We start from the raw sequence: 17,279 nt of genomic DNA, 5'->3' as shown, positions 1-17,279 counted from the left end.
TTGAAAGGGTTCAAACGCACGCTGTACCCATAAAGGGGGATAAACATGCTACCTATTCCACAGCAATGTATTCATACGCGGTCAACGCCTTTCTGGAATAAGGACACCGCGCCAGCCGGCATTTTTAAACGACATCTGGATGCGGGTACCCAACCCGGCGTGTACCCGCGCTTATCCGTGATGCGTGGTGCCGTGAAGTATTTGGGTTTTGCCGATGCAACCACGCCCGAACCTGAGCGTGAGTTGCTGATTACTGCCGGGCACTTTGGCGTATTTCCGCCAGAGAAATGGCACTGCATCGAAGTCATGACGGAAGATAGCTATTTTATGATTGATTTCTTCGCCGAGCCTGAGGTGAAGCTGCAAGGGTTTGGGTTGAACAAAGTGTTGAACGTAGCGCGAGGTGTAGAATGAGCAAGATAACGTATACGGTGACGGTCACCAATAACAGTAACGGCGTGTCGGCCGACTATGAGACTGAAACCCCAATGACCTTATTAGCGGCGGAGGTGGTCAGGGAGTTGATCAATACCGTGCGTGCATATTACACGGAAGAGGAACACAACGTCTGCGGCTGGTAGGGCAAAAGAAATAGCAGACGCCCTCTGACGTCTGCTTGTTATCGCGATCCCGTCAGGGCAATGGCCTTAAACCAAACATCTGTCGGGCATCCTCCGGTGTGGCAACCTCGAAACCGATATTTTTGATGATGGTGCTCATGCGCTCAATCAATATCGCATTGCGCTCCACTCTTTGCGTGGGGGACAGGTAGGCACTGTCTTCAAAACCGACTCTGACCATACAGGCACCTAACCCTAACGCCGCCGTTAATATCGAAAAATCATCACGCCTCCCGTAGTGGGTAATGCTCCACAGTGCATCACGTGGGATATATTGGCTAAACAGCGCCAGCGTGGCAGGCGTTGCCGGGCAGCCACCTTTATGGCCTAACACCATGGCATAGATAACCGGCGTTGGCAGCGGCATTTCCTGCGCGATAAGCTGCATGTTATGGATCATGCCCAACTCGAACACTTCGATTTCCGGTACAATGCCGGTCTGCACACAGCGCTCGGTGACGTACTTGATCTCCGGCATCGTGTTTATCCAGTTCACCGGCCAGAAACGCGGTGAACGCGTCGGACATCAACTGTGAGTGAATGACTGTCTGTTTACCGTGTTCGGCCGCTTTGCGTTGAATCAGCTCAAGAGTGGGTGCCAGGGTAGTGCCAACTGTCGCCAGTACGGCAATGGTGTGATAGCGTTCAACTGCCTCTAGCGCCATGGCCTCATCAATACGCATCACCGGGATTGGGCTGATAAACTGACAGCGCTCTACGCTTGCGCCAATCGAGGAGCAGGCGGTAAAGAAAAGGTCGCAGCCAGCCAGATTGGCGCTGGTGACATAGGCGGCGGTGCGTGCGTTGATGGCGGGTGTGACCCCGCCTTGTGCCATGACATCGGCAATCATGGAATCTTCCACGATGTGCATGAGTGTGACGTCCGGCATGATACGTTTTGCCAGCTCGTCCACCATAGCGAACGTCCCTTTACTGGTGTGAAATATGGCCGCTTTTTTCATTGTTAACCCCTTATTATTCTGAGAGCGCGGAAACGATCAGTTCAGCCGCTTCAACATCTTCAGCAACGCTGATTCCGCCCACGGCGACGGCACCCACCACCGCCTGACCGCGCAGTACTGGGATGCCGCCCGGCAGCGGTGAAAAGTTGTCGTCAGCAAAATAGGAGAGTGCGAGATTCTCCCTTTGCAGCCGTTCCAGCAGTTTCGCCGTGGGAATACCAAACTGCGCGGCGGTGTAGGCTTTGCGCTGTGTCAGCGTAGCCGTGAAGGCCTTGGTGCCATCCATACGCGCGTAGGCCAGCAGCAGGATCGAATGGTGTCAGCGTCAGTCGTTATAAGAACCCAATGGAAATCCACGGGAACATGGCAACAATAATCAGCCCTATGGTCGCAGCCCCCAGATAAGCCCAGATATAGGGCAGTGGCTCATTCGGGTCGGTTTTACTGACCGCGCAGCAGCCGTAATAGCCAACGCCAAACGGCGGCGCGAACAGCCCAATGCCCATTGCCAGCACTACAACCATGGCGTAATGCACTTCGTGTACGCCCAAATCGCGTGCAATCGGGAACAGCAGAGGCCCGAACAGCACAATAGAAGGGGATGTCTTCCAGCACGCTGCCCAGGATGATGAACGCCACCACTGAGATAGCCACGAAAGTCATCCCTCCGCCCAGTGAAGCCATCAGCGTGGCCAGATCTTTGGAGAATCCCGATTGGGTTAAGCCCCAGGCCATGGCCGTTGCCGCACCGATGATGAAAATGATGGCACCAGACAGTGATGCAGTATCGATCAGCATCGACCAGGCGCGTTTTATATCAAAATGGCGGTAATACACGGCCCCGACCAACACGGTATAGGCTACTCTGATGGTGGAGACTTCGGTTGCGGTAGCGACGCCTTCGATGACTGCGGCGCGGATGATGAACGGCAGGATCAATACTGGCAGCGCAATCACAAACAGCTTGGCGATCTCTTTTTTATGATAGCGTTTAACCTGGCTCAAATCTTCGCGGCGGTTACGCCACCAGATAACCAGAGGCACAGCATGGCACCGAGCACGGCGGATGGCAGTAGCCCACCGACAAACAGCGCAGCGATGGAAACACCGGTGACGGAGCCAATGGTAATCAGCACGATGCTGGGTGGAACCGTTTCCGTTCGTGCACCGGTGACGGAGAGCAGGGCGACCAAATCCCCGCGTTTGGCACCGCGTGAGGTCATTTCAGGTAGCAGCACTGGCGCGATCGCCGCCTGATCGGCGGTTTTAGAACCCGAAATGCCGGAGACCAGATACATGGCACCTACCAGTACATAGGAGAGCCCCCCGCGCACGTGGCCGAGCAGACTGGAAAGGCACTGCACCATGGCTTTCGCCATGCCGGTCATCTCGATTAATCCACGGAGGAACACGAACAGCGGCACCGCCAGTAGCATCATGTGCGACATGCCTTCTTCCAACCGACCGACCATTGTCGGCATCGGGGTACGCGTGGTTAGCGCCAGATAACCGAAGGTAGCCAGCGCGAATGAAAACGCGATAGGCACACCGGATAGCACGCCGATAGCGACAATCACCACAAAGAACAGGATCAGGTTCAGTTTACCGAGTGGCATCAGAATCGAGCCGGAGAAGGAGAACGCCACCATCGCGATCGCCACGACCAGCAGGCGAGATAGGTAGCCTGTGAGCGCGGTGCGGATAATACCAGACGCAGCAGCATGGTGATCAGCATCAGCGTGATGCCAACCGGGATCGACGCTGCGCGCCAGAATACGCTGATCTCCAGAGCCGGCGTCACCACAATCAACTCTTCCAGCGCGTATTCCCAGGCCGGTTCAAAAATCAGAATCAAGAAGGCTAACGACACGCCCATTGCCAGGGCTTCAACAAAGGCGCGTTTATCTTCTGACAAATGTGACACCAGTGCCGTAATGCGCATGTGCTGTCCGCGTCGCAGCGCAATGACCGCGCCCAGCATGGTCAGCCAGACGAAGCCAATGGTTGCTACTTCGTCGGACCAGACCAGCGGTGCGTGAAACACATAGCGGGAGATGACGCCGGAGAGCAGGACGATGATTTCCGCCAGCACCAGAAGCCCCGCCAGTGCCTCGATGCCGCGGCCCATATAGTCATAAAAAATTTCCAGACCATTGGCGAGTCTCCCTGGTGGCAGGAGCGGCTTGATTTGATGTTAAACTTCCATTCGCTTTACTCTTGTGAATTTTTGATAAAACGGTTCGTTCAGAACAGACCTTGGCCTCAACGGTTCGCCACGGTGCCAGGGGCGTTTACCTTGGCACGTGGCAATCGTTCTGAACGCCTTTAGGAGAGTTTGCCCACCGCCCCTTCCAGCAGGGCCAAGGCCTCATCACCAAATTTCTTGTGCCAGGTGGCGTAGTAGCCGCTTTCTTTGAGTTTTTGACGGAAACTGGTGGGGTCAGTGGTGTTGAAGATCAGACTGGTGGCCTTCAGATCGTCCAGCAGGCTAGCGTTCAGGCGGCTGATTTCGGCACGCTGATTCATCGCGCCTTCTTTGAACGCCGTGGCGACAATCTGCTGTAAATCAGGCGGCAAACTCTGCCAGGACTTTTTGTTCATGATGCACCAGTAGCCGTCCCAAATATGGTTGGTCAACGAGCAATATTTCTGCACTTCGAACAGCTTGCCGGTTTTCAGCACCACCAGCGGGTTTTCCTGCGCGTCAATCACGCGGGTCTGCAACTAGGAATAAACTTCGGAATACTGCATGCCGACCGGCGCTGCCCCCATGCCTTTAAACATATCCACGATGATCGGGCTGACCGGTACGCGAATTTTCAGCCCCTGCATATCGGCCCACTGTGTTTACCGGTCCGGCATTACTGGTTATCTGGCGGGAGCCGTTGTCCCACATGTTTTCCATTGCATGCAGTCCCAAGCGGGCCATCCATGGTTTTCCACACTTGATCGTAATCGGCGAAGGCAAAGCCAACGGCATTGATCGCCGCCACCGGGGCCAGCGTGGCAATCACCAGCGAAGAGGGGTTGAACATATCGATACCACCGCGCCTTACCTGGGCCAGCATGTCGGTATCGCCTCCTAACTGGTTGTTAGGGAAGACATCAATCACCACGCGCCCTTGAGTACGTTCTTTGATCAGATCGGCCGTTTTCTGTGTCCAGATGCTAAACGGGTGCTCTTGCTGCAAATTGGTGCCGTATTTGAAATGGAATTCAGGCTGCGCGGCTTTAGCAATAAAAGGGAACCCCATAACCGCAGTGGCCGGCGCGCCAACGGCGGCGGCTTTTAAAAATGTGCGTCGTGTGATGTTCGACATGATGTCCTCTCTCAATCATTCTGGTTAGGTACAGAGAATATTGACCGGGTAGAACCGCTGGATCGGCCGGTTGGCTTATCTCTCGTTCAGTTCTGAAGTGTTTTGTTGTTTTTTGTTAAGTCCTGCGTCGGGCGGGTTTACGAGCATCGACCGCTGGCGCGTTCTCGTTTTTATTTCTATAACGTGCTTATTTATCAAGTTTTTATTATGATTTATAAATGTCGTCACCTGAGTGCTAGCGCGTTTTGTGTCCGGCATCAGTATGCGTTAATCGAAATAAACCACAATGACTTAACGCCCAATTTGTGGCTTTTATAATTTATCGACCTTTTTTAAAAATAAATCACAAAAAAGTGCGCGAATCAGCGATAGTGTGACCCGTATTTAATATTTTTTCACAAGTAGCGATTATAATGAGACACTTTCCTCGACGACGGAACAGGGTTATCTCTATGCCAACCAACACTCAGCGGCCCCGCGCCGTGCCGCCCAGAATAGGTGTGATCGCCGATGATTTTACCGGTGGCACCGATATCGCCAGCTTTTTGGTTAACGGCGGGTTATCTGCCACTCAGGTCACACAACTGGATGCACAAAAAATCACAACCGATGTGGATGCCATCGTTGTCAGACTGAAGAGCCGTTCCTGTCCGGCAGAAGAGGCCGTCGCCCTGAGCCTGGAGGTATGCGCTGGTTGCAACAGCAGGGGTGTGAGCAGATCTACTTTAAATATTGCTCGACTTTCGACAGCACCGCGCAAGGCAACATTGGCCCGGTAACGGATAGCCTGTTGGCAGCACTGGCTCAGGACATCACGCTGTTATGTCCTGCATTGCCGGTGAACGGGCGCACCGTTTACCACGGTTACCTGTTTGTGAACGGCGTACCGCTGAATGGGTCTGGTATGCGTAACCACCCCGTGACGCCGATGCGCTATGCCAACGTGATGCGCTTAATGGAAGCGCAGGCCGCTGGGCGTGCAGCAAACATTCCCTTTTGCGTGATTGATGCGGGCGTGGAGGCGGTGCAGCAGGTGATTGCTGATTTGCGTCAGGCGGGCTATCGCTATCTGGTGCCCGATGCGCTGACCTCTACACACCTGGAAACCATTGCCGAGGCGAGTCAAACACTGCCGCTGCTTACCGGTGGCTCGGGTCTGGCGGGTGGACTGGCCGCGGTGCTGACGCGAGGTTCATCGTCGCGCAACGTTGATGCCAGTGAGGCGGGCAAACCCGCTGACGGCGGCAAGACGGTTATATTGTCAGGTTCCTGCTATGTGATGACCAATGCGCAGGTCGCCGCCTATGCGGCTGAGGCGCCCGCGCTGCCGCTTGATGTGGCCTGTTGTATCGAAGGTCTTGCAGATTATGTTGCAAAGGTGACTGAGTGGGTCTGCCAACACCGCTGGCGATGATGTGGCGCGCATTCAGGCGCGTTACGGTGCCAAACAGGCCAGTGCTGCGGTGGAGGCTTTTTTTTTGCCGCATTGGCGTTGGCGCTGACCCAGCGCGGATTCGATCATTTTATCGTGGCAGGCGGAGAAACCTCTGGTGCGGTGATGCAGCGCTTGCAGGTAGGGGCGCTGTACATCGGTCCACAAATTGCGCCCGGTGTTCCCTGGGTGCGAGCTGCGAATGCTGCGCGCTTTTTCGCCCTTTCACCCCTTACTATGTAATGAAAGTAGGCAAGATGCCGCTGCTGCCTTATTTTAAGCCGGGCAGTATCAGGATTGTGGAAACATTGGCGCAGCGAGCGTACGAGGCTAATGCCTTTTTATTGGCAAATCATGGGCCGGTGGTGTTGGGAGCGTCGCTGACGGAGGCTGCCAACGCCATGGATGAACTGGAAGAGACCGCAAAGCTGATGTTTTTGCTCAAAGATAGCAACGTGCGTTATCTCACTGAGGCCGAAGTCAGTGAACTGCGTCCCTGAGGATGAAAAGGAGACATGATGCCCAGATTTGCCGCTAATCTCTCGATGCTGTTTACCGAAGTGCCGTTTCTGGCGCGGTTTGAGGCCGCAGCCAGAGCCGGGTTCAGTGCGGTAGAGTTTTTGTTTCCTTACGCCTATCAGGCGGAGGACATTGGTCAGGAATTGCGTCGTAATGGATTGCAGCTTGCCCTGTTTAACGTCAACCCCGGTGATTATGCGGGCGGCGAACGCGGTTTGGCGGTGCTGCCCGGCCGCGAGCGTGAATTTAAAGAAACGCTGGAGCAGGCTTTAGACTATGCAGGGCACCTGGGATGCGGGAAGCTACACGTGATGTCTGGCAATACCCCAGCCTCGCTGCCAATCGACGAGACCACGGCGTTATGGCTTGCCAACATGCGGCTGGCGGCAGATCGGTTGGCGCAGCAACAGATAACACTGCTGTGCGAGGCGCTCAATCCGCGCGATGCGCCGGGATATTTCCTGCACGACCAGCGCCTTACCGATCGACTGGTGAGCATGATTGACCGACCTAATGCACGCGTACAGTTAGATCTCTATCATGCACAGATTACCCACGGCGATCTCAGCATGCTGATCCGTTCGCTCGCGGGACGTATCGGCCACGTACAGATTGCGTCGGTGCCGGACCGGCATGAACCGGTATCGAGGGAAATCAATTATGCCCATATCTTCCGGGAATTGGAAAAGGCGGGATACCGTGACTGGATAGGCTGTGAGTATCATCCCGAATCCGGCACGCATGTAGGGCTCATCTGGCGGAAAGCGTTTGACGAACCATAAACAGAATTGAACAATACGCCTTGGCAATAAGCGTATCCCATCAGGTGGTTACCGGCACACGGCCGGTGAAAACAGCATAAAAAGGCGATAGATGATCCCAGCTAAAAGACAGCAATTGATACTCACAGCACTGGTTGAACGCGAGCTGATCTCGATTACCGAATTGACCGAGCTGTTGGGCGTGTCACACGTGACCGTGCGCCGGGATATTCAAAAGCTGGAACAGGAAGGTTGCGTGCTTTCTGTATCGGGAGGTGTGCAACTGTCGTAGAAAATCACCTCGGAGCCGTCACACCTGACTAAACGTGCGCTGCAATTTGCCGAAAAAACGCTGATCGCCCATGCGGCAGCGCAGTACGTTCAGCCGGGTATGTCACTCTATCTGGATGCGGGCACTACCTCACTGGCGTTGGAGCAGGCGTTGGAATCTCTGGACGATCTGCTGATCGTCAGTAACGATCTGATGGTGATCAACTACCTCATCGAACATTCCGAATGTAAGCTCTACCACACCGGTGGGTTGGTACTGCGGGAGAACCGTTCCTGCGTCGGCGACAGTTCCACCCATTTTCTGCGTAACCTTAACGTAGATATCAGCTTTATTTCCTCCTCATCGTGGAATGCGCGTTGGATCTCCACGCCGACTGAGGCCAAAGTAGCCATCAAGAAAGCAGCGGTGGCGGCAGCGAATAAACGCATCCTGATTTGTGACTCCAGCAAATACGGCAAGGTGGGCACGTTTAATGCGGTATCACTGGAAGAGATGGATATCGTTATCACCGATAGCAATTTGCCGGAAAGCGCAAAAAGTGCATTGCTGCAAACCGGCGTACACCTGGTGGTGGCGGAGTAGGGAACGCGGGGCGTTACGCGCGGACCTGCGGGATGGTGTCCAGCGCATAATACACGTTCAGTCCTGCACGCAGTGCTACTTCGATATCTTTATCCGCGCCGTTGGACTCACCGGGAATGCGGTACATTACATGATCAGCCGGTGGGCCACGGGGTAAAGAAACGTCTCGCTGATGGCATCGCCGAACTGTTGCGAGCCCGCTGCGTTAGCTAACGGTAAGGCCAGCCACTCGCCAATCACCGGAACATGCCCTTTCTGATAGACGGCCAGCGCAGCGGCTTCCAGACGTGCCAGGTTGCTGGCGATACGCGCGGGGTCTCCCTCGGTGCCGCTACGATATGGCCCGGCGATTAAAATCAGTTGTGCTGCTATAGGCTGTGTTGCTGTAGATGGTGTCGACATAGTGACCTCAAAGAATGCCTTTCAGTGCGATGTACTGTAACAACATGATGGTTTTACCATCGGCGATCAGGCCATCATCAATTGCCCTAAGGGCCTGTTCCAAAGGCATTTCCAGCACTTTGATATCTTCCCATTCCGCTTTAATCCCCACTCCGGAGCTTGCGCGATCGTGCGCGTGATATTCCGCAATGAAGAAAAACAGCTTCTCGGTGACCGAGCCAGGGCTCATAAAAGCCTCGAACACTTTTTGCACGTTAGTGATGCGGTATCCTGTCTCTTCTTCTGCTTCCGCCTTGATGCGGCTTTCCGGATCCAGGTTATCAAGCATGCAGGCTGCGGTTTCGATCAGAAAACCGTGATAACCATTCACATAGGTTGGAAAACGAAACTGGCGCGTGAGCACTACCGTGCGACGTTGCCGGTTATAGAGCAGGATGGTGGCACCGTTGCCACCATCGTAAACTTCACGGTTCTGTCGCTGCCATTCACCGTCGCGGCGCTGAAAATAAAAGGTGTATTTTTTTAGCGTGTACCAATCATCAGAGAGGATTTGGCAGTTTTGTATGCGTATTTCCGCATGTTTAAATGGCATTTTGTGGCCTTATGGTGTATTTTTGGCATCATAAACAGCAAAAACATGTAAGGTCAATTAATTTAACGCATTGGATGGGCGATGCTTACGCCACAACGTAAAAAAGCTATTCTCGAAAAGCTGACCAGTGAAGGACAGGTGTTATCTAAAGCACTCAGTGAGTGGCTTGACGTTTCGGAAGATACGGTGCGCCGAGATTTACGGGAACTGTCTGCACAAGGGCTGCTGCAACGGGTACACGGCGGTGCCGTGCCTGCCGCCGATGCCAAGGTGACCTTTTCCGAACGTCAGTCGCTACGTATGGATTCAAAGATGAAGGTGGCGAAAAAAGGCGCTGAACTGATCGCACCAGGCCAGGTAGTGATTATTGATGGCGGTACCACTACGGCTGAATTGATCAAATTTCTGCCCATTGATTTACGCATTACCGTGGTGACGCATAGCCCAAGCATTGCGCTGGGTTTGGTTGAGCACCCGCTGATTGAAGTGATTTTGATTGGTGGCAAGCTTTATAAACACTCTATCGTGACCGTGGGGGCCGCCGCTTTGGAAGGGATTGCGCAGTATCACGCGGATATTTTCTTTATGGGGGTCACCGGTGTGCATCCGGAAGCGGGGCTGAACACCGGCGACTATGAAGAAGCCTGCATCAAGCGTGCGCTATCAAAACGTGCGGCCGAGACCATTGTGCTGGCCTCGGCAGAAAAAATAAACGCTGCTTCACCGTTCATTATTGGTGATTTGTCATTGATGAATACGCTGGTGGTGGAAGATGACACCGATGCGACATTGCGAGCAGCACTGGTGACCGCAGGCGTTAGCGTTGTTAACGCCTGAGCCCACGCTATAACTTCTGCACCTTGAGTCCATATTCTTGCTGGTTGGCGATGTTAACCAGTTTGCCAACCTGCGCTAAATCCCCTTTGGATACCACGCTGCTGATATTGGTATCGGGAAAGCGCAGATTTTTTACCAAATGCACCACCGTAGGCCGGCCTTTGTTGTCAATATCAAGGATCCAGCCCAGGAAACCGGCCGAGAATTTCGCCAGACTACCGATAGGATAAGGGCCATAAATCTGGATATATTTTACCAACAGCGACTTATCGTAGACGTCGTGCGCTTCATGAATTTTGCGGTAAGCCTCAAGTGGCGTACGAGGTGAGATGCTGTTGCGTGCGTGTCGCAATGTGTTGACTGCTTTAATCACCGATACCAGCCTGACGAGCGGCGACAGCTGTGTGCCCGATTTGCCCGCCGGATAGCCACTGCCATCAAGACGTTCATTGGCGTTTTCGATCACTTCACGGCACACCGGGCTCATTTCCCAGCCAAGTTTGCTCAATGTCTGGCACAGCACGGTAACGTGGCTGCGCAGTATGGCTTTCTGCGCCGGGTTCATATTGACCTTCAGTGAGGGAAGGTTGGCATTGACTAACAGCGGTTTACCCATGGTGTGCAGCAGCGTACCGAGAACGGTTTCGCGTATTTGCGCATCGTGAGGATCGTGAAGCAGCAACATGTCAGCTAATGTTCCAGAGACCTGAACTGCATGCCGTACCCAGTCGGCTTCGTCGTGCAGGAATAGAGAGCGCATACAAGAAGGCTTTGCGATCGTTTTTGATCAGATACAGCAAGGTGTCGACGCAGTCATAAAAAATTTCCAGCGGCAGCTGGTTGCGGGTTTTTACGTACATCAGCCCAATTTGGAGGCGATGAGCGACTTCCAGTACGCCGCGTTCCATTGGGGTTTGGCGAGTACGCTTCTCGCGTTCCTGATTTTCCCGTAACAGAATGCTTTTCTCCTTGGCACTCGGAATGAACAGTGGAGATTGATAGATCATGCTGCCGGTGATACTGGTGCGAAATGTCGCCTCTCTTTCCACTTCATTCGTGCAATGAAACAGTGCTTCAGATTGTGATGAAGATAAATTAATGAATTGAACACCCACCGCGGCATAACCGTTATTACCAAAGGGACGTATATGCCTAATTTTGCCCTCGGCAAACAGTGTGGTTCCATTCGGAAATTCTATCGTTATACCAGGAATCTCCTGACCCACTTCCACGGCAATACTTTCAACCAGATCGATTTCGACCAAGCATCCACCGGTTGAAAGATTGCGCAATTTTCAGGTTACAGTAAGCACATGGCGATAGATTTCTACGCGCACGCGTACCTGCATTCCGAGAATAAAAGGAATACGAATGGCGCCACGATTTTCATTGATAAACACCGACTCTGGCAGTTGGCATTCAAGTCGGTACAGCATGCTATCTACCTTAAACAACTTGGTCGGGATATTACACAGGCTGTAGGTCTCTCGCTCACTATTATCGACGCCTTTGAGGGCCTCCAGATCAAAATTGAGCCCCCCTTCATCGAGGTAATGCTAAATATCCGATCCAGAGTATTCGACTTCCAATATCATACTGCTGGTATCGAGACTGAGCTCCCTGACATCGGCCTTTAGGGGGTACGGCATATTTTTGGCATAAATTGACATCGCGTGCGGGTGTTGAATCAGTGAACGAATAACATTATTTGGCGGGGGGCGTAATGCTCCATCATACGATATCCCTATTGGTATAGATAAGCCCTGGTGTTTGGCGACGTTTCCGTTTTCTTAGCCGAATTGCAAGCAAATTATTTGATGGATTAGAGATGGTAATAATCAAAAAAATCTAATGATTTATTTGTTAAAAGCAAACGCCAATACTGTCAATAAGCCAATAAAATCAGCGTTTTTTCATCCTAACAAGGTTTATACGCGGTTACAATGACTCTATTATTGGACTAAATTGAGGTATTTTGGGATAAAACGATATAATTTTCTTTTTGTGTAAAAATATTGAAATTTATAATTATTAAATTCTTTTTAAATGGTTTTTAATGCTAGTCTATGATATAGATTTTAGCGATTATTAAATTGCGAGAAATAGACAAAATCTATCAAATGGAGATTATTGATCATTCTAAACAATTTTCAAACGCTTTGAATAAATGTTTAGAACTTATAAGGGCGAAATTAAAAAGCCCAATTCCTATGGAGAGGGAGCAAAACGGTAAGATGAACACGACTCTGTTATACGTAAATGGGAAACGTATTTGGCTAAAAGCCGAGTACCAACCTATCATTCATCTTCCTGAAAATAGAATATTCAGGTATGAAACCCTCGACCGGTTTTACACTTCAAACGGCGAGTTAATCCCAACGCAATCAATGATAGAAGAGCTCGAAGCGTGCGGATTGATTAACCAGGTCACCGATTTTATCTTTGATCTGGTCTGCCGATTAATCAATTGTAAGAAAACGTTATCAATCTCTTTCAACCTCTCTCCGCTTATTTTCAACAATATTGAGTATCTGAATAAGTTGCATCAAATATGCTTATTATATGATGTTAACCCGAGCAATATCGAAATAGAGTTGAGTGAAAAAATTACGCAAAAACAATTGATGGAGGGCGTCACGTTTTTAAACAAAGCGAAAGCGTATGACTTTATGATCTCACTCGGATGATTTTGGTGCCGGGTGTTTGAAGACCGACAGCCTTTCTTTGTTTAATTTCGATACGATAAAAATCGATCGCTCGATTGTTAATGGTATTGGAACGGATCCGAGTAAGTTGGAAAGGATGCAAAAATTATTGCATGTATTAATTCCTCTCGGTGTCAATATCATCTGTGAAGGTGTCGAGAAAGCGGCAGACTTAAACAAGTTGAAACGTTATTTACCCATTTTTATTCAGGGGTATATTTTTTACCGTCCTTTGACGCTTAATCAGCTCAATCTACTGGAAAACTTTTAACTTTTCCCCCTGTCGTTGCCCACCATCCATCAGGTGTCTGTAGGCACCTGAACCCCACCGTTGGCTAGCCATATCCCATAGCGGTTTCGCACTCCACTTGCAAGGCGAACAGAACGCTGCCGATCCTAAAGCCACAAAAAAAATGTGGATATGCGGCGGCCTTCATAAATACGCTGACACATTTCATCACTTCTTCTTATTTTTGATTAAAAGCAATATTTTGAATGCATCTTTTTGCTACTTATAGTCGCGGGTAATGTCATGACAGTTTTTGGGGTTATGTCGTATTGCTGTCATCAAGATAGTTAAAATGGCCGCCAGCGGGTGGCTCAATTCGGACATATACGCATGGTCAGGATCAGCATGTTAATCCCCTCTCTATGGGGCATGGTAGCCAGCCTTTTTCTTCTTTTTCCCGTGCACGAGGAGGAGGCAGCGCCTGCTAAAGCGCCTGCCGCGGTTGAAGCGCGTAACGATACATTCACGCAAAAACACCCCGATCAGTACAATTCGTGGAAAGCGACCAGTGAACAATCTGAGCGCCACAATGCCCTGGCCGAAGACCCGAATATGGTAATTCTTTGGGCGGGTTATCCGTTTTCACGGGATTACAACAAACCGCGCGGCCACGCTTTTGCTCTTACTGATGTGCGCGAAACCTTGCGTACCGGGGCGCCCAAAAATGCTGAGGACGGTCCGCTACCCATGGCGTGTTGGAGCTATAAAAGTCCGGATGTTGCCCGCCTGATTCAGCAGGAAGGGGAGGACGGCTATTTCAAAGGAAAATGGGCACGCGGCGGGCTAGAGATTGTCAACGATCTTGACTGTGCTGACTGCCACAACACCGCTTCGCCAGAGTTCGCACAGGGGAAATCTGTCCTGACGCTTTCCCGCCCCTACGCCGCCAGAGGGATGGCGTCGATCGGTAAGTCATTTGAAAAAGCCGGTCGTTTCGACCAGCAAGCGATGGTCTGTGGGCAGTGCCACGTGGAGTACTATTTTTCCGGCAAAGACAAAGCGGTCAAACTGCCTTGGGACAATGGCACCAAAGTGGAGGACATGGAAAAATATTATGATGCCATTGCCTTCTCTGACTGGACAAACTCGCTCTCTCGTGCGCCGATGATCAAGGCGCAGCACCCGGAATATGAAACCTGGAGCGCGGGCATTCACGGCAAAAACAACGTGACCTGTATCGATTGCCACATGCCGAAAGTGAAGAACGCGAAAGGTAAATTGTATACCGATCACAAAATTGGCAACCCCTTCGACAGTTACGAACAAACCTGTACCAACTGTCACACGCAAGACAAAGCGTCCATGCAGGGTATCATGGCGGAGCGCAAAGCCGCTATCCGGTCGCTGAAACTCAAAGCGGAAGAGCAACTGGTTCACGCACATTTTGAAGCCAAAGCCGCCTGGGATGCCGGCGCGACCGAAGCGGAAATGCAGCCGATTCTGACCGACATACGCCACGCGCAGCGGCGCTGGGATCTGGCGATCGCCTCCCACGGCATTCATATGCATGCGCCGGACGAAGGGTTGAGAATGCTCGGTACCTCTCTGGATAAAGCGGCCGATGCTCGAACCAAACTGGTGCGCCTGCTGGCGACCAAAGGGATCACGCAAGAGGTCAAACTGCCGGATATCTCCACCAAAGAAAAAGCGCAGCAGGCGATAGGGCTCAACATGCAGCAAATCAGCGCGGAGAAACAGGATTTCCTCAACACAGTGGTGCCGCAGTGGGATGAGCAGGCGCGCACAGCCGGGCGACTGAGCCAATAACCCCTCACCGCCCGAGTGCGGGCGGTCATTACGTGGGGTGGATATGAGCGTATTACGTTCGTTATTAACTGCCGGGGTGTTGGTGCTGGGCATGTTTTGGACAGTGCCGGGGCAGACCGAACCCGCATCTCAGACAGCGACTGGAAAACGGTGGACGGTAATGCCGCAACGCAACCCTGATGAGGCGTGTTTGCAGTGCCATAAGCCGGAAGAAGAGGGCATGAAGGGGAAACACGCAAAGGCGATGAACCCGCAGAACCGGCAACCGATAACCTGCACCAGTTGTCACGGTAAACCGTCTGCATCACCGTGAAGGGATTAAAGACGTGATGCGCTTTAACGATCCGATGTATACGGTAGAGCAGCAAAACGGCGTCTGTATGTCATGCCATACCCCGAAACAGTTGCAGAAATCGTTCTGGCCGCACGATGTTCACATGGCGAAAGTCGCCTGCGCCAGCTGCCATCAGTTACACCCGACACAGGATAAAATGCAGGCGCTGGATGACAAAGGCCGCATAAAGCTGTGCGTCGATTGCCATAGCGATCAACGCAACAACCCGGCTTTCAATCCTTCCTCCGTGCATTTGGGTCAGAGGCAGCCATGAGTTGTTCTCGTCGTCAATTTATCGCTCGCACGGGCGGGCTGATTGCCATCACCAGCGTCACCGGGCAGGTGGTTGCGCAGACGCTGAACATCAACGGTGTGCGCTACGGTATGGTCCATGATGAATCCCTGTACATTGGCTGCAACGCCTACATGGCAGCCTGCCGGGACGTCAATCAGGTGCCAGAGTGGGTATCGCGCCTGACGATTAGGCGCAGCGAGCCGATCGGTGTGTTTCCGGATGTGAAGTACCGGTTTTTCCGTCACTCTTGCCAGCATTGTGACAACCCACCGTGCGTGGATGTCTGCCCTACGGGGCGTCATACCGCGATGCGGCAAGCGGTATCATCGATGTCGATCCTTCACTGTGCGTCGGTTGTCAGTACTGTATTGCCGCTTGTCCTTATCAGGTGCGCTTTATTCATCCTGAGAACAAGACCGCGGACAAGTGCGATTTTTGCCGCAAGACCAATCTGAAACAGGGAAAACCGCCGGCCTGCGTGGCAGTGTGCCCGACGAAGGCGTTGACGTTTGGCAACCTTGACGATCCGGACAGCGACATCTCCCGACTGCTGAATCAAAGGGCGACCTATCGCTACAAAATCGCTCTGGGCACGCGGCCCAAGATGTATCGCGTACCGTTTAAATTTGGGGAGGTTCATCAATGACGCCCGTCTCTTCAAGCCCGTTCCACTTTGATTCCTTAGTGTGGGACTGGCCTATCGCGATTTATCTGTTTCTGATCGCGGGATTGGTCACGCTGTCGGTGTTGCTACGTCGTTATCGCCCGGCATTGGCAACCTCGGACAGCACCCTGATGCGCACTACGCTGTTGCTGGCCCCGAGCGTGATTATATTGGGATTACTGATTTTGGTGTTCCACCTGACGCGCCCCTTGACGTTTTGGAAACTGATGTTCCATTACAGCTTTACCTCCGTGATGTCGGTGGGGGTGATGCTGTTCCAGGTCTACATGGCGGTGCTGATAGTCTGGCTGGCAAAGATTTTTGATCAGCAACTGATTGGGCTGCAACAGCGCTGGTTGCCGAAACTTCACGTTCTTCCCACGGTGCTGGCACGGTTGACACCGCTGATGAAAACGCTGGATATCGTGATGCTGGTGCTGGCAGTGATGCTCGGGGCCTACACCGGCTCCCTGCTTTCGGCGCTGAAGACCTATCCGCCGCTCAATAACCCCATTCTGCCGATCCTGTTTTTGTTATCGGGTATCTCCTCTGGCGCTGCGTGCGCGTCGCAATCCGCACAGTGAAGAGGCACACTTTATTCATCGGCTGGAAACGCCCATCGTTTGGCTGGAAATCTTTGTGCTGTTTGCCTTCTTTATCGGTCTGGCATTGGGCGATGAGGGGAAACACCGTGCACTGGTCAATGCGCTGACGGGAGGATTTTGGGCCATATGGTTCTGGTGTGGCGTGGTGGGGATTGGGTTAGTCGCCCCGTTGCTGCTAAAACCCTGGGCCAATCGGTGGCGCTCACCTTATGGCGTGTTGGCCGTCAGTGGCATGAGCCTGACCGGTGTGTTGCTGCTGCGTTTCTTTATTTTGTATGCGGGACAGTTGACCGTTGTGTAG

General features: G+C 52.3%; 20 protein-coding genes and 9 pseudogenes. 14 read left to right on the top strand and 15 right to left on the bottom strand.

Going from position 1 to position 17,279, the window contains the following annotated elements; all coding sequences use genetic code 11:
- The first annotated feature begins 45 nt into the window (after positions 1-45).
- Entirely contained in the window at positions 46-414 is a 369-nt protein-coding gene (locus JZM30_RS17745) for a TehB family protein (protein WP_252320287.1), read from the top strand.
- Positions 411-581 carry a DUF1869 domain-containing protein gene (locus JZM30_RS17740; RefSeq protein WP_252320286.1) on the top strand — a complete coding sequence of 57 codons (171 nt, stop codon included), beginning with the start codon at positions 411-413 and terminating at the stop codon, positions 579-581. Before JZM30_RS17745 ends, JZM30_RS17740 begins: the two co-directional genes overlap by 4 nt.
- Before the next feature lie 52 nt (positions 582-633).
- On the opposite strand, the gene JZM30_RS17735 is transcribed toward JZM30_RS17740, so the two are convergent.
- The 9 genes and pseudogenes from JZM30_RS17735 to JZM30_RS17700 form a co-directional block, all read right to left on the bottom strand.
- The gene (locus tag JZM30_RS17735; RefSeq protein WP_252320284.1) at positions 634-1,065 is read right to left on the bottom strand and encodes a 3-keto-5-aminohexanoate cleavage protein; all 432 of its coding nucleotides are present in this window, start codon (positions 1,063-1,065) and stop codon (positions 634-636) included.
- Complete coding sequence (locus tag JZM30_RS17730; protein ID WP_252320282.1) at positions 1,010-1,582, bottom strand: aspartate/glutamate racemase family protein; 573 nt, start codon at positions 1,580-1,582, stop codon at positions 1,010-1,012. Before JZM30_RS17730 ends, JZM30_RS17735 begins: the two co-directional genes overlap by 56 nt.
- A 13-nt stretch (positions 1,583-1,595) precedes the next feature.
- Positions 1,596-1,883: a GlcG/HbpS family heme-binding protein gene (locus JZM30_RS17725; protein WP_286673655.1), complete on the bottom strand. Its 288-nt coding sequence runs from the start codon at positions 1,881-1,883 to the stop codon at positions 1,596-1,598.
- Between the two features lie 31 nt (positions 1,884-1,914).
- Positions 1,915-2,172: a TRAP transporter large permease subunit gene (locus tag JZM30_RS24420; RefSeq protein WP_367115875.1), complete on the bottom strand. Its 258-nt coding sequence runs from the start codon at positions 2,170-2,172 to the stop codon at positions 1,915-1,917.
- A 76-nt stretch (positions 2,173-2,248) separates the two neighbouring features.
- A pseudogene (locus tag JZM30_RS24415) lies at positions 2,249-2,626 on the bottom strand (TRAP transporter large permease subunit); the annotation flags it as partial.
- Complete coding sequence (locus JZM30_RS17715; protein WP_252320276.1) at positions 2,584-3,231, bottom strand: TRAP transporter large permease subunit; 648 nt, start codon at positions 3,229-3,231, stop codon at positions 2,584-2,586. The pseudogene JZM30_RS24415 and the gene JZM30_RS17715, both read right to left, overlap by 43 nt.
- Positions 3,198-3,710, bottom strand: a complete 513-nt coding sequence (locus tag JZM30_RS17710) for a TRAP transporter small permease (RefSeq protein ID WP_252320274.1) — start codon at positions 3,708-3,710, stop codon at positions 3,198-3,200. The genes JZM30_RS17715 and JZM30_RS17710 overlap by 34 nt, the downstream gene beginning before the upstream one ends.
- A 197-nt stretch (positions 3,711-3,907) precedes the next feature.
- A pseudogene (locus JZM30_RS17705) lies at positions 3,908-4,414 on the bottom strand (TRAP transporter substrate-binding protein).
- 29 nt (positions 4,415-4,443) lie between these two features.
- The gene (locus JZM30_RS17700; RefSeq protein ID WP_252320272.1) at positions 4,444-4,902 is read right to left on the bottom strand and encodes a TRAP transporter substrate-binding protein; all 459 of its coding nucleotides are present in this window, start codon (positions 4,900-4,902) and stop codon (positions 4,444-4,446) included.
- A gap of 413 nt (positions 4,903-5,315) precedes the next feature.
- Between JZM30_RS17700 and otnK the strand changes: the two are divergent.
- Positions 5,316-6,316: pseudogene (gene otnK, locus JZM30_RS17690) on the top strand (3-oxo-tetronate kinase).
- A gap of 21 nt (positions 6,317-6,337) precedes the next feature.
- Here the strand turns inward: otnK and JZM30_RS24050 are convergent.
- Positions 6,338-6,502, bottom strand: coding sequence for a hypothetical protein (locus JZM30_RS24050; RefSeq protein ID WP_252320649.1), 165 nt, complete (start codon positions 6,500-6,502; stop codon positions 6,338-6,340).
- Between JZM30_RS24050 and JZM30_RS17680 the strand changes: the two genes are divergently transcribed.
- The 4 genes and pseudogenes from JZM30_RS17680 (at position 6,431) to JZM30_RS17665 (ending at position 8,488) form a co-directional block, all read left to right on the top strand.
- Positions 6,431-6,577: a nucleotide-binding domain containing protein gene (locus JZM30_RS17680; RefSeq protein WP_252320617.1), complete on the top strand. Its 147-nt coding sequence runs from the start codon at positions 6,431-6,433 to the stop codon at positions 6,575-6,577. The two genes, JZM30_RS24050 and JZM30_RS17680, sit on opposite strands and share 72 nt — an antisense overlap.
- Positions 6,547-6,834, top strand: a pseudogene (locus tag JZM30_RS17675) (class II aldolase/adducin family protein); the annotation flags it as partial. The gene JZM30_RS17680 and the pseudogene JZM30_RS17675, both read left to right, overlap by 31 nt.
- An 18-nt stretch (positions 6,835-6,852) precedes the next feature.
- A complete protein-coding gene (otnI, locus tag JZM30_RS17670) occupies positions 6,853-7,635 on the top strand; it encodes a 2-oxo-tetronate isomerase (RefSeq protein ID WP_252320615.1) in 783 nt (260 codons plus the stop codon).
- Between the two features lie 91 nt (positions 7,636-7,726).
- A pseudogene (locus JZM30_RS17665) lies at positions 7,727-8,488 on the top strand (DeoR family transcriptional regulator).
- Between the two features lie 13 nt (positions 8,489-8,501).
- On the opposite strand, the pseudogene JZM30_RS17660 reads toward JZM30_RS17665, so the two are convergent.
- Positions 8,502-8,860, bottom strand: a pseudogene (locus JZM30_RS17660) (NUDIX hydrolase).
- Between the two features lie 37 nt (positions 8,861-8,897).
- Entirely contained in the window at positions 8,898-9,482 is a 585-nt protein-coding gene (locus tag JZM30_RS17655) for an NUDIX hydrolase (protein ID WP_252320266.1), read from the bottom strand.
- Positions 9,483-9,563: 81 nt separating this feature from the next.
- Between JZM30_RS17655 and JZM30_RS17650 the strand changes: the two genes are divergently transcribed.
- Positions 9,564-10,319: a DeoR/GlpR family DNA-binding transcription regulator gene (locus JZM30_RS17650; RefSeq protein WP_252320264.1), complete on the top strand. Its 756-nt coding sequence runs from the start codon at positions 9,564-9,566 to the stop codon at positions 10,317-10,319.
- A gap of 7 nt (positions 10,320-10,326) precedes the next feature.
- On the opposite strand, the gene JZM30_RS17645 is transcribed toward JZM30_RS17650, so the two are convergent.
- Genes JZM30_RS17645 through JZM30_RS17635 form a run of 3 tightly spaced genes read right to left on the bottom strand, consistent with a single transcriptional unit; the run spans position 10,327 to position 11,755 of the window.
- Positions 10,327-11,004, bottom strand: a complete 678-nt coding sequence (locus JZM30_RS17645) for an HD-GYP domain-containing protein (protein WP_252320262.1) — start codon at positions 11,002-11,004, stop codon at positions 10,327-10,329.
- A 1-nt stretch (position 11,005) separates the two neighbouring features.
- Complete coding sequence (locus JZM30_RS17640; RefSeq protein ID WP_252320260.1) at positions 11,006-11,584, bottom strand: PilZ domain-containing protein; 579 nt, start codon at positions 11,582-11,584, stop codon at positions 11,006-11,008.
- A 30-nt stretch (positions 11,585-11,614) separates the two neighbouring features.
- Complete coding sequence (locus tag JZM30_RS17635) at positions 11,615-11,755, bottom strand: hypothetical protein (protein ID WP_252320258.1); 141 nt, start codon at positions 11,753-11,755, stop codon at positions 11,615-11,617.
- Positions 11,756-12,439: 684 nt separating this feature from the next.
- Here JZM30_RS17635 and JZM30_RS17630 point away from each other — a divergent pair.
- The 6 genes and pseudogenes from JZM30_RS17630 to nrfD all read left to right on the top strand — a co-directional run bounded on the left by JZM30_RS17630 (position 12,440) and on the right by nrfD (position 17,279).
- On the top strand, positions 12,440-13,006 hold the full coding sequence (locus tag JZM30_RS17630) for an EAL domain-containing protein (RefSeq protein ID WP_252320256.1): 567 nt from the start codon (positions 12,440-12,442) through the stop codon (positions 13,004-13,006).
- Positions 13,007-13,022: 16 nt separating this feature from the next.
- Positions 13,023-13,295, top strand: coding sequence for an EAL domain-containing protein (locus JZM30_RS17625; RefSeq protein WP_252320254.1), 273 nt, complete (start codon positions 13,023-13,025; stop codon positions 13,293-13,295).
- Positions 13,296-13,643: 348 nt separating this feature from the next.
- Entirely contained in the window at positions 13,644-15,080 is a 1,437-nt protein-coding gene (gene nrfA / locus JZM30_RS17620; protein WP_438801517.1) for an ammonia-forming nitrite reductase cytochrome c552 subunit, read from the top strand.
- A 43-nt stretch (positions 15,081-15,123) separates the two neighbouring features.
- Positions 15,124-15,688, top strand: a pseudogene (gene nrfB / locus JZM30_RS17615) (cytochrome c nitrite reductase pentaheme subunit).
- A pseudogene (locus tag JZM30_RS17610) lies at positions 15,685-16,355 on the top strand (4Fe-4S dicluster domain-containing protein). Before nrfB ends, JZM30_RS17610 begins: the two co-directional pseudogenes overlap by 4 nt.
- A pseudogene (nrfD, locus tag JZM30_RS17605) lies at positions 16,352-17,279 on the top strand (cytochrome c nitrite reductase subunit NrfD). Before JZM30_RS17610 ends, nrfD begins: the two co-directional pseudogenes overlap by 4 nt.

It is taken from the genome of Candidatus Symbiopectobacterium endolongispinus (assembly GCF_018777385.1).
GTDB classification, from domain to species: domain Bacteria; phylum Pseudomonadota; class Gammaproteobacteria; order Enterobacterales; family Enterobacteriaceae; genus Symbiopectobacterium; species Symbiopectobacterium endolongispinus.
This window is presented reverse-complemented; position numbering and strand designations above follow the sequence as displayed.

Bases quoted from the DNA above. Each gene is read 5' to 3' on its own strand.
- JZM30_RS17745 (WP_252320287.1), top strand. From the start codon at position 46: ATGCTACCTATTCCACAGCAATGTATTCATACGCGGTCAACGCCTTTC.
- JZM30_RS17740 (WP_252320286.1), top strand. From the start codon at position 411: ATGAGCAAGATAACGTATACGGTGACGGTCACCAATAACAGTAACGGC.
- JZM30_RS17730 (WP_252320282.1), bottom strand. From the start codon at position 1,582: ATGAAAAAAGCGGCCATATTTCACACCAGTAAAGGGACGTTCGCTATG.
- JZM30_RS17715 (WP_252320276.1), bottom strand. From the start codon at position 3,231: ATGGTGGCGTTCTCCTTCTCCGGCTCGATTCTGATGCCACTCGGTAAA.
- JZM30_RS17710 (WP_252320274.1), bottom strand. From the start codon at position 3,710: ATGGGCCGCGGCATCGAGGCACTGGCGGGGCTTCTGGTGCTGGCGGAA.
- JZM30_RS17700 (WP_252320272.1), bottom strand. From the start codon at position 4,902: ATGTCGAACATCACACGACGCACATTTTTAAAAGCCGCCGCCGTTGGC.
- otnI (WP_252320615.1), top strand. From the start codon at position 6,853: ATGCCCAGATTTGCCGCTAATCTCTCGATGCTGTTTACCGAAGTGCCG.
- JZM30_RS17655 (WP_252320266.1), bottom strand. From the start codon at position 9,482: ATGCCATTTAAACATGCGGAAATACGCATACAAAACTGCCAAATCCTC.
- JZM30_RS17650 (WP_252320264.1), top strand. From the start codon at position 9,564: ATGCTTACGCCACAACGTAAAAAAGCTATTCTCGAAAAGCTGACCAGT.
- JZM30_RS17645 (WP_252320262.1), bottom strand. From the start codon at position 11,004: ATGTTGCTGCTTCACGATCCTCACGATGCGCAAATACGCGAAACCGTT.
- JZM30_RS17635 (WP_252320258.1), bottom strand. From the start codon at position 11,755: ATGCTGTACCGACTTGAATGCCAACTGCCAGAGTCGGTGTTTATCAAT.
- JZM30_RS17630 (WP_252320256.1), top strand. From the start codon at position 12,440: ATGGAGATTATTGATCATTCTAAACAATTTTCAAACGCTTTGAATAAA.
- nrfA (WP_438801517.1), top strand. From the start codon at position 13,644: ATGGTCAGGATCAGCATGTTAATCCCCTCTCTATGGGGCATGGTAGCC.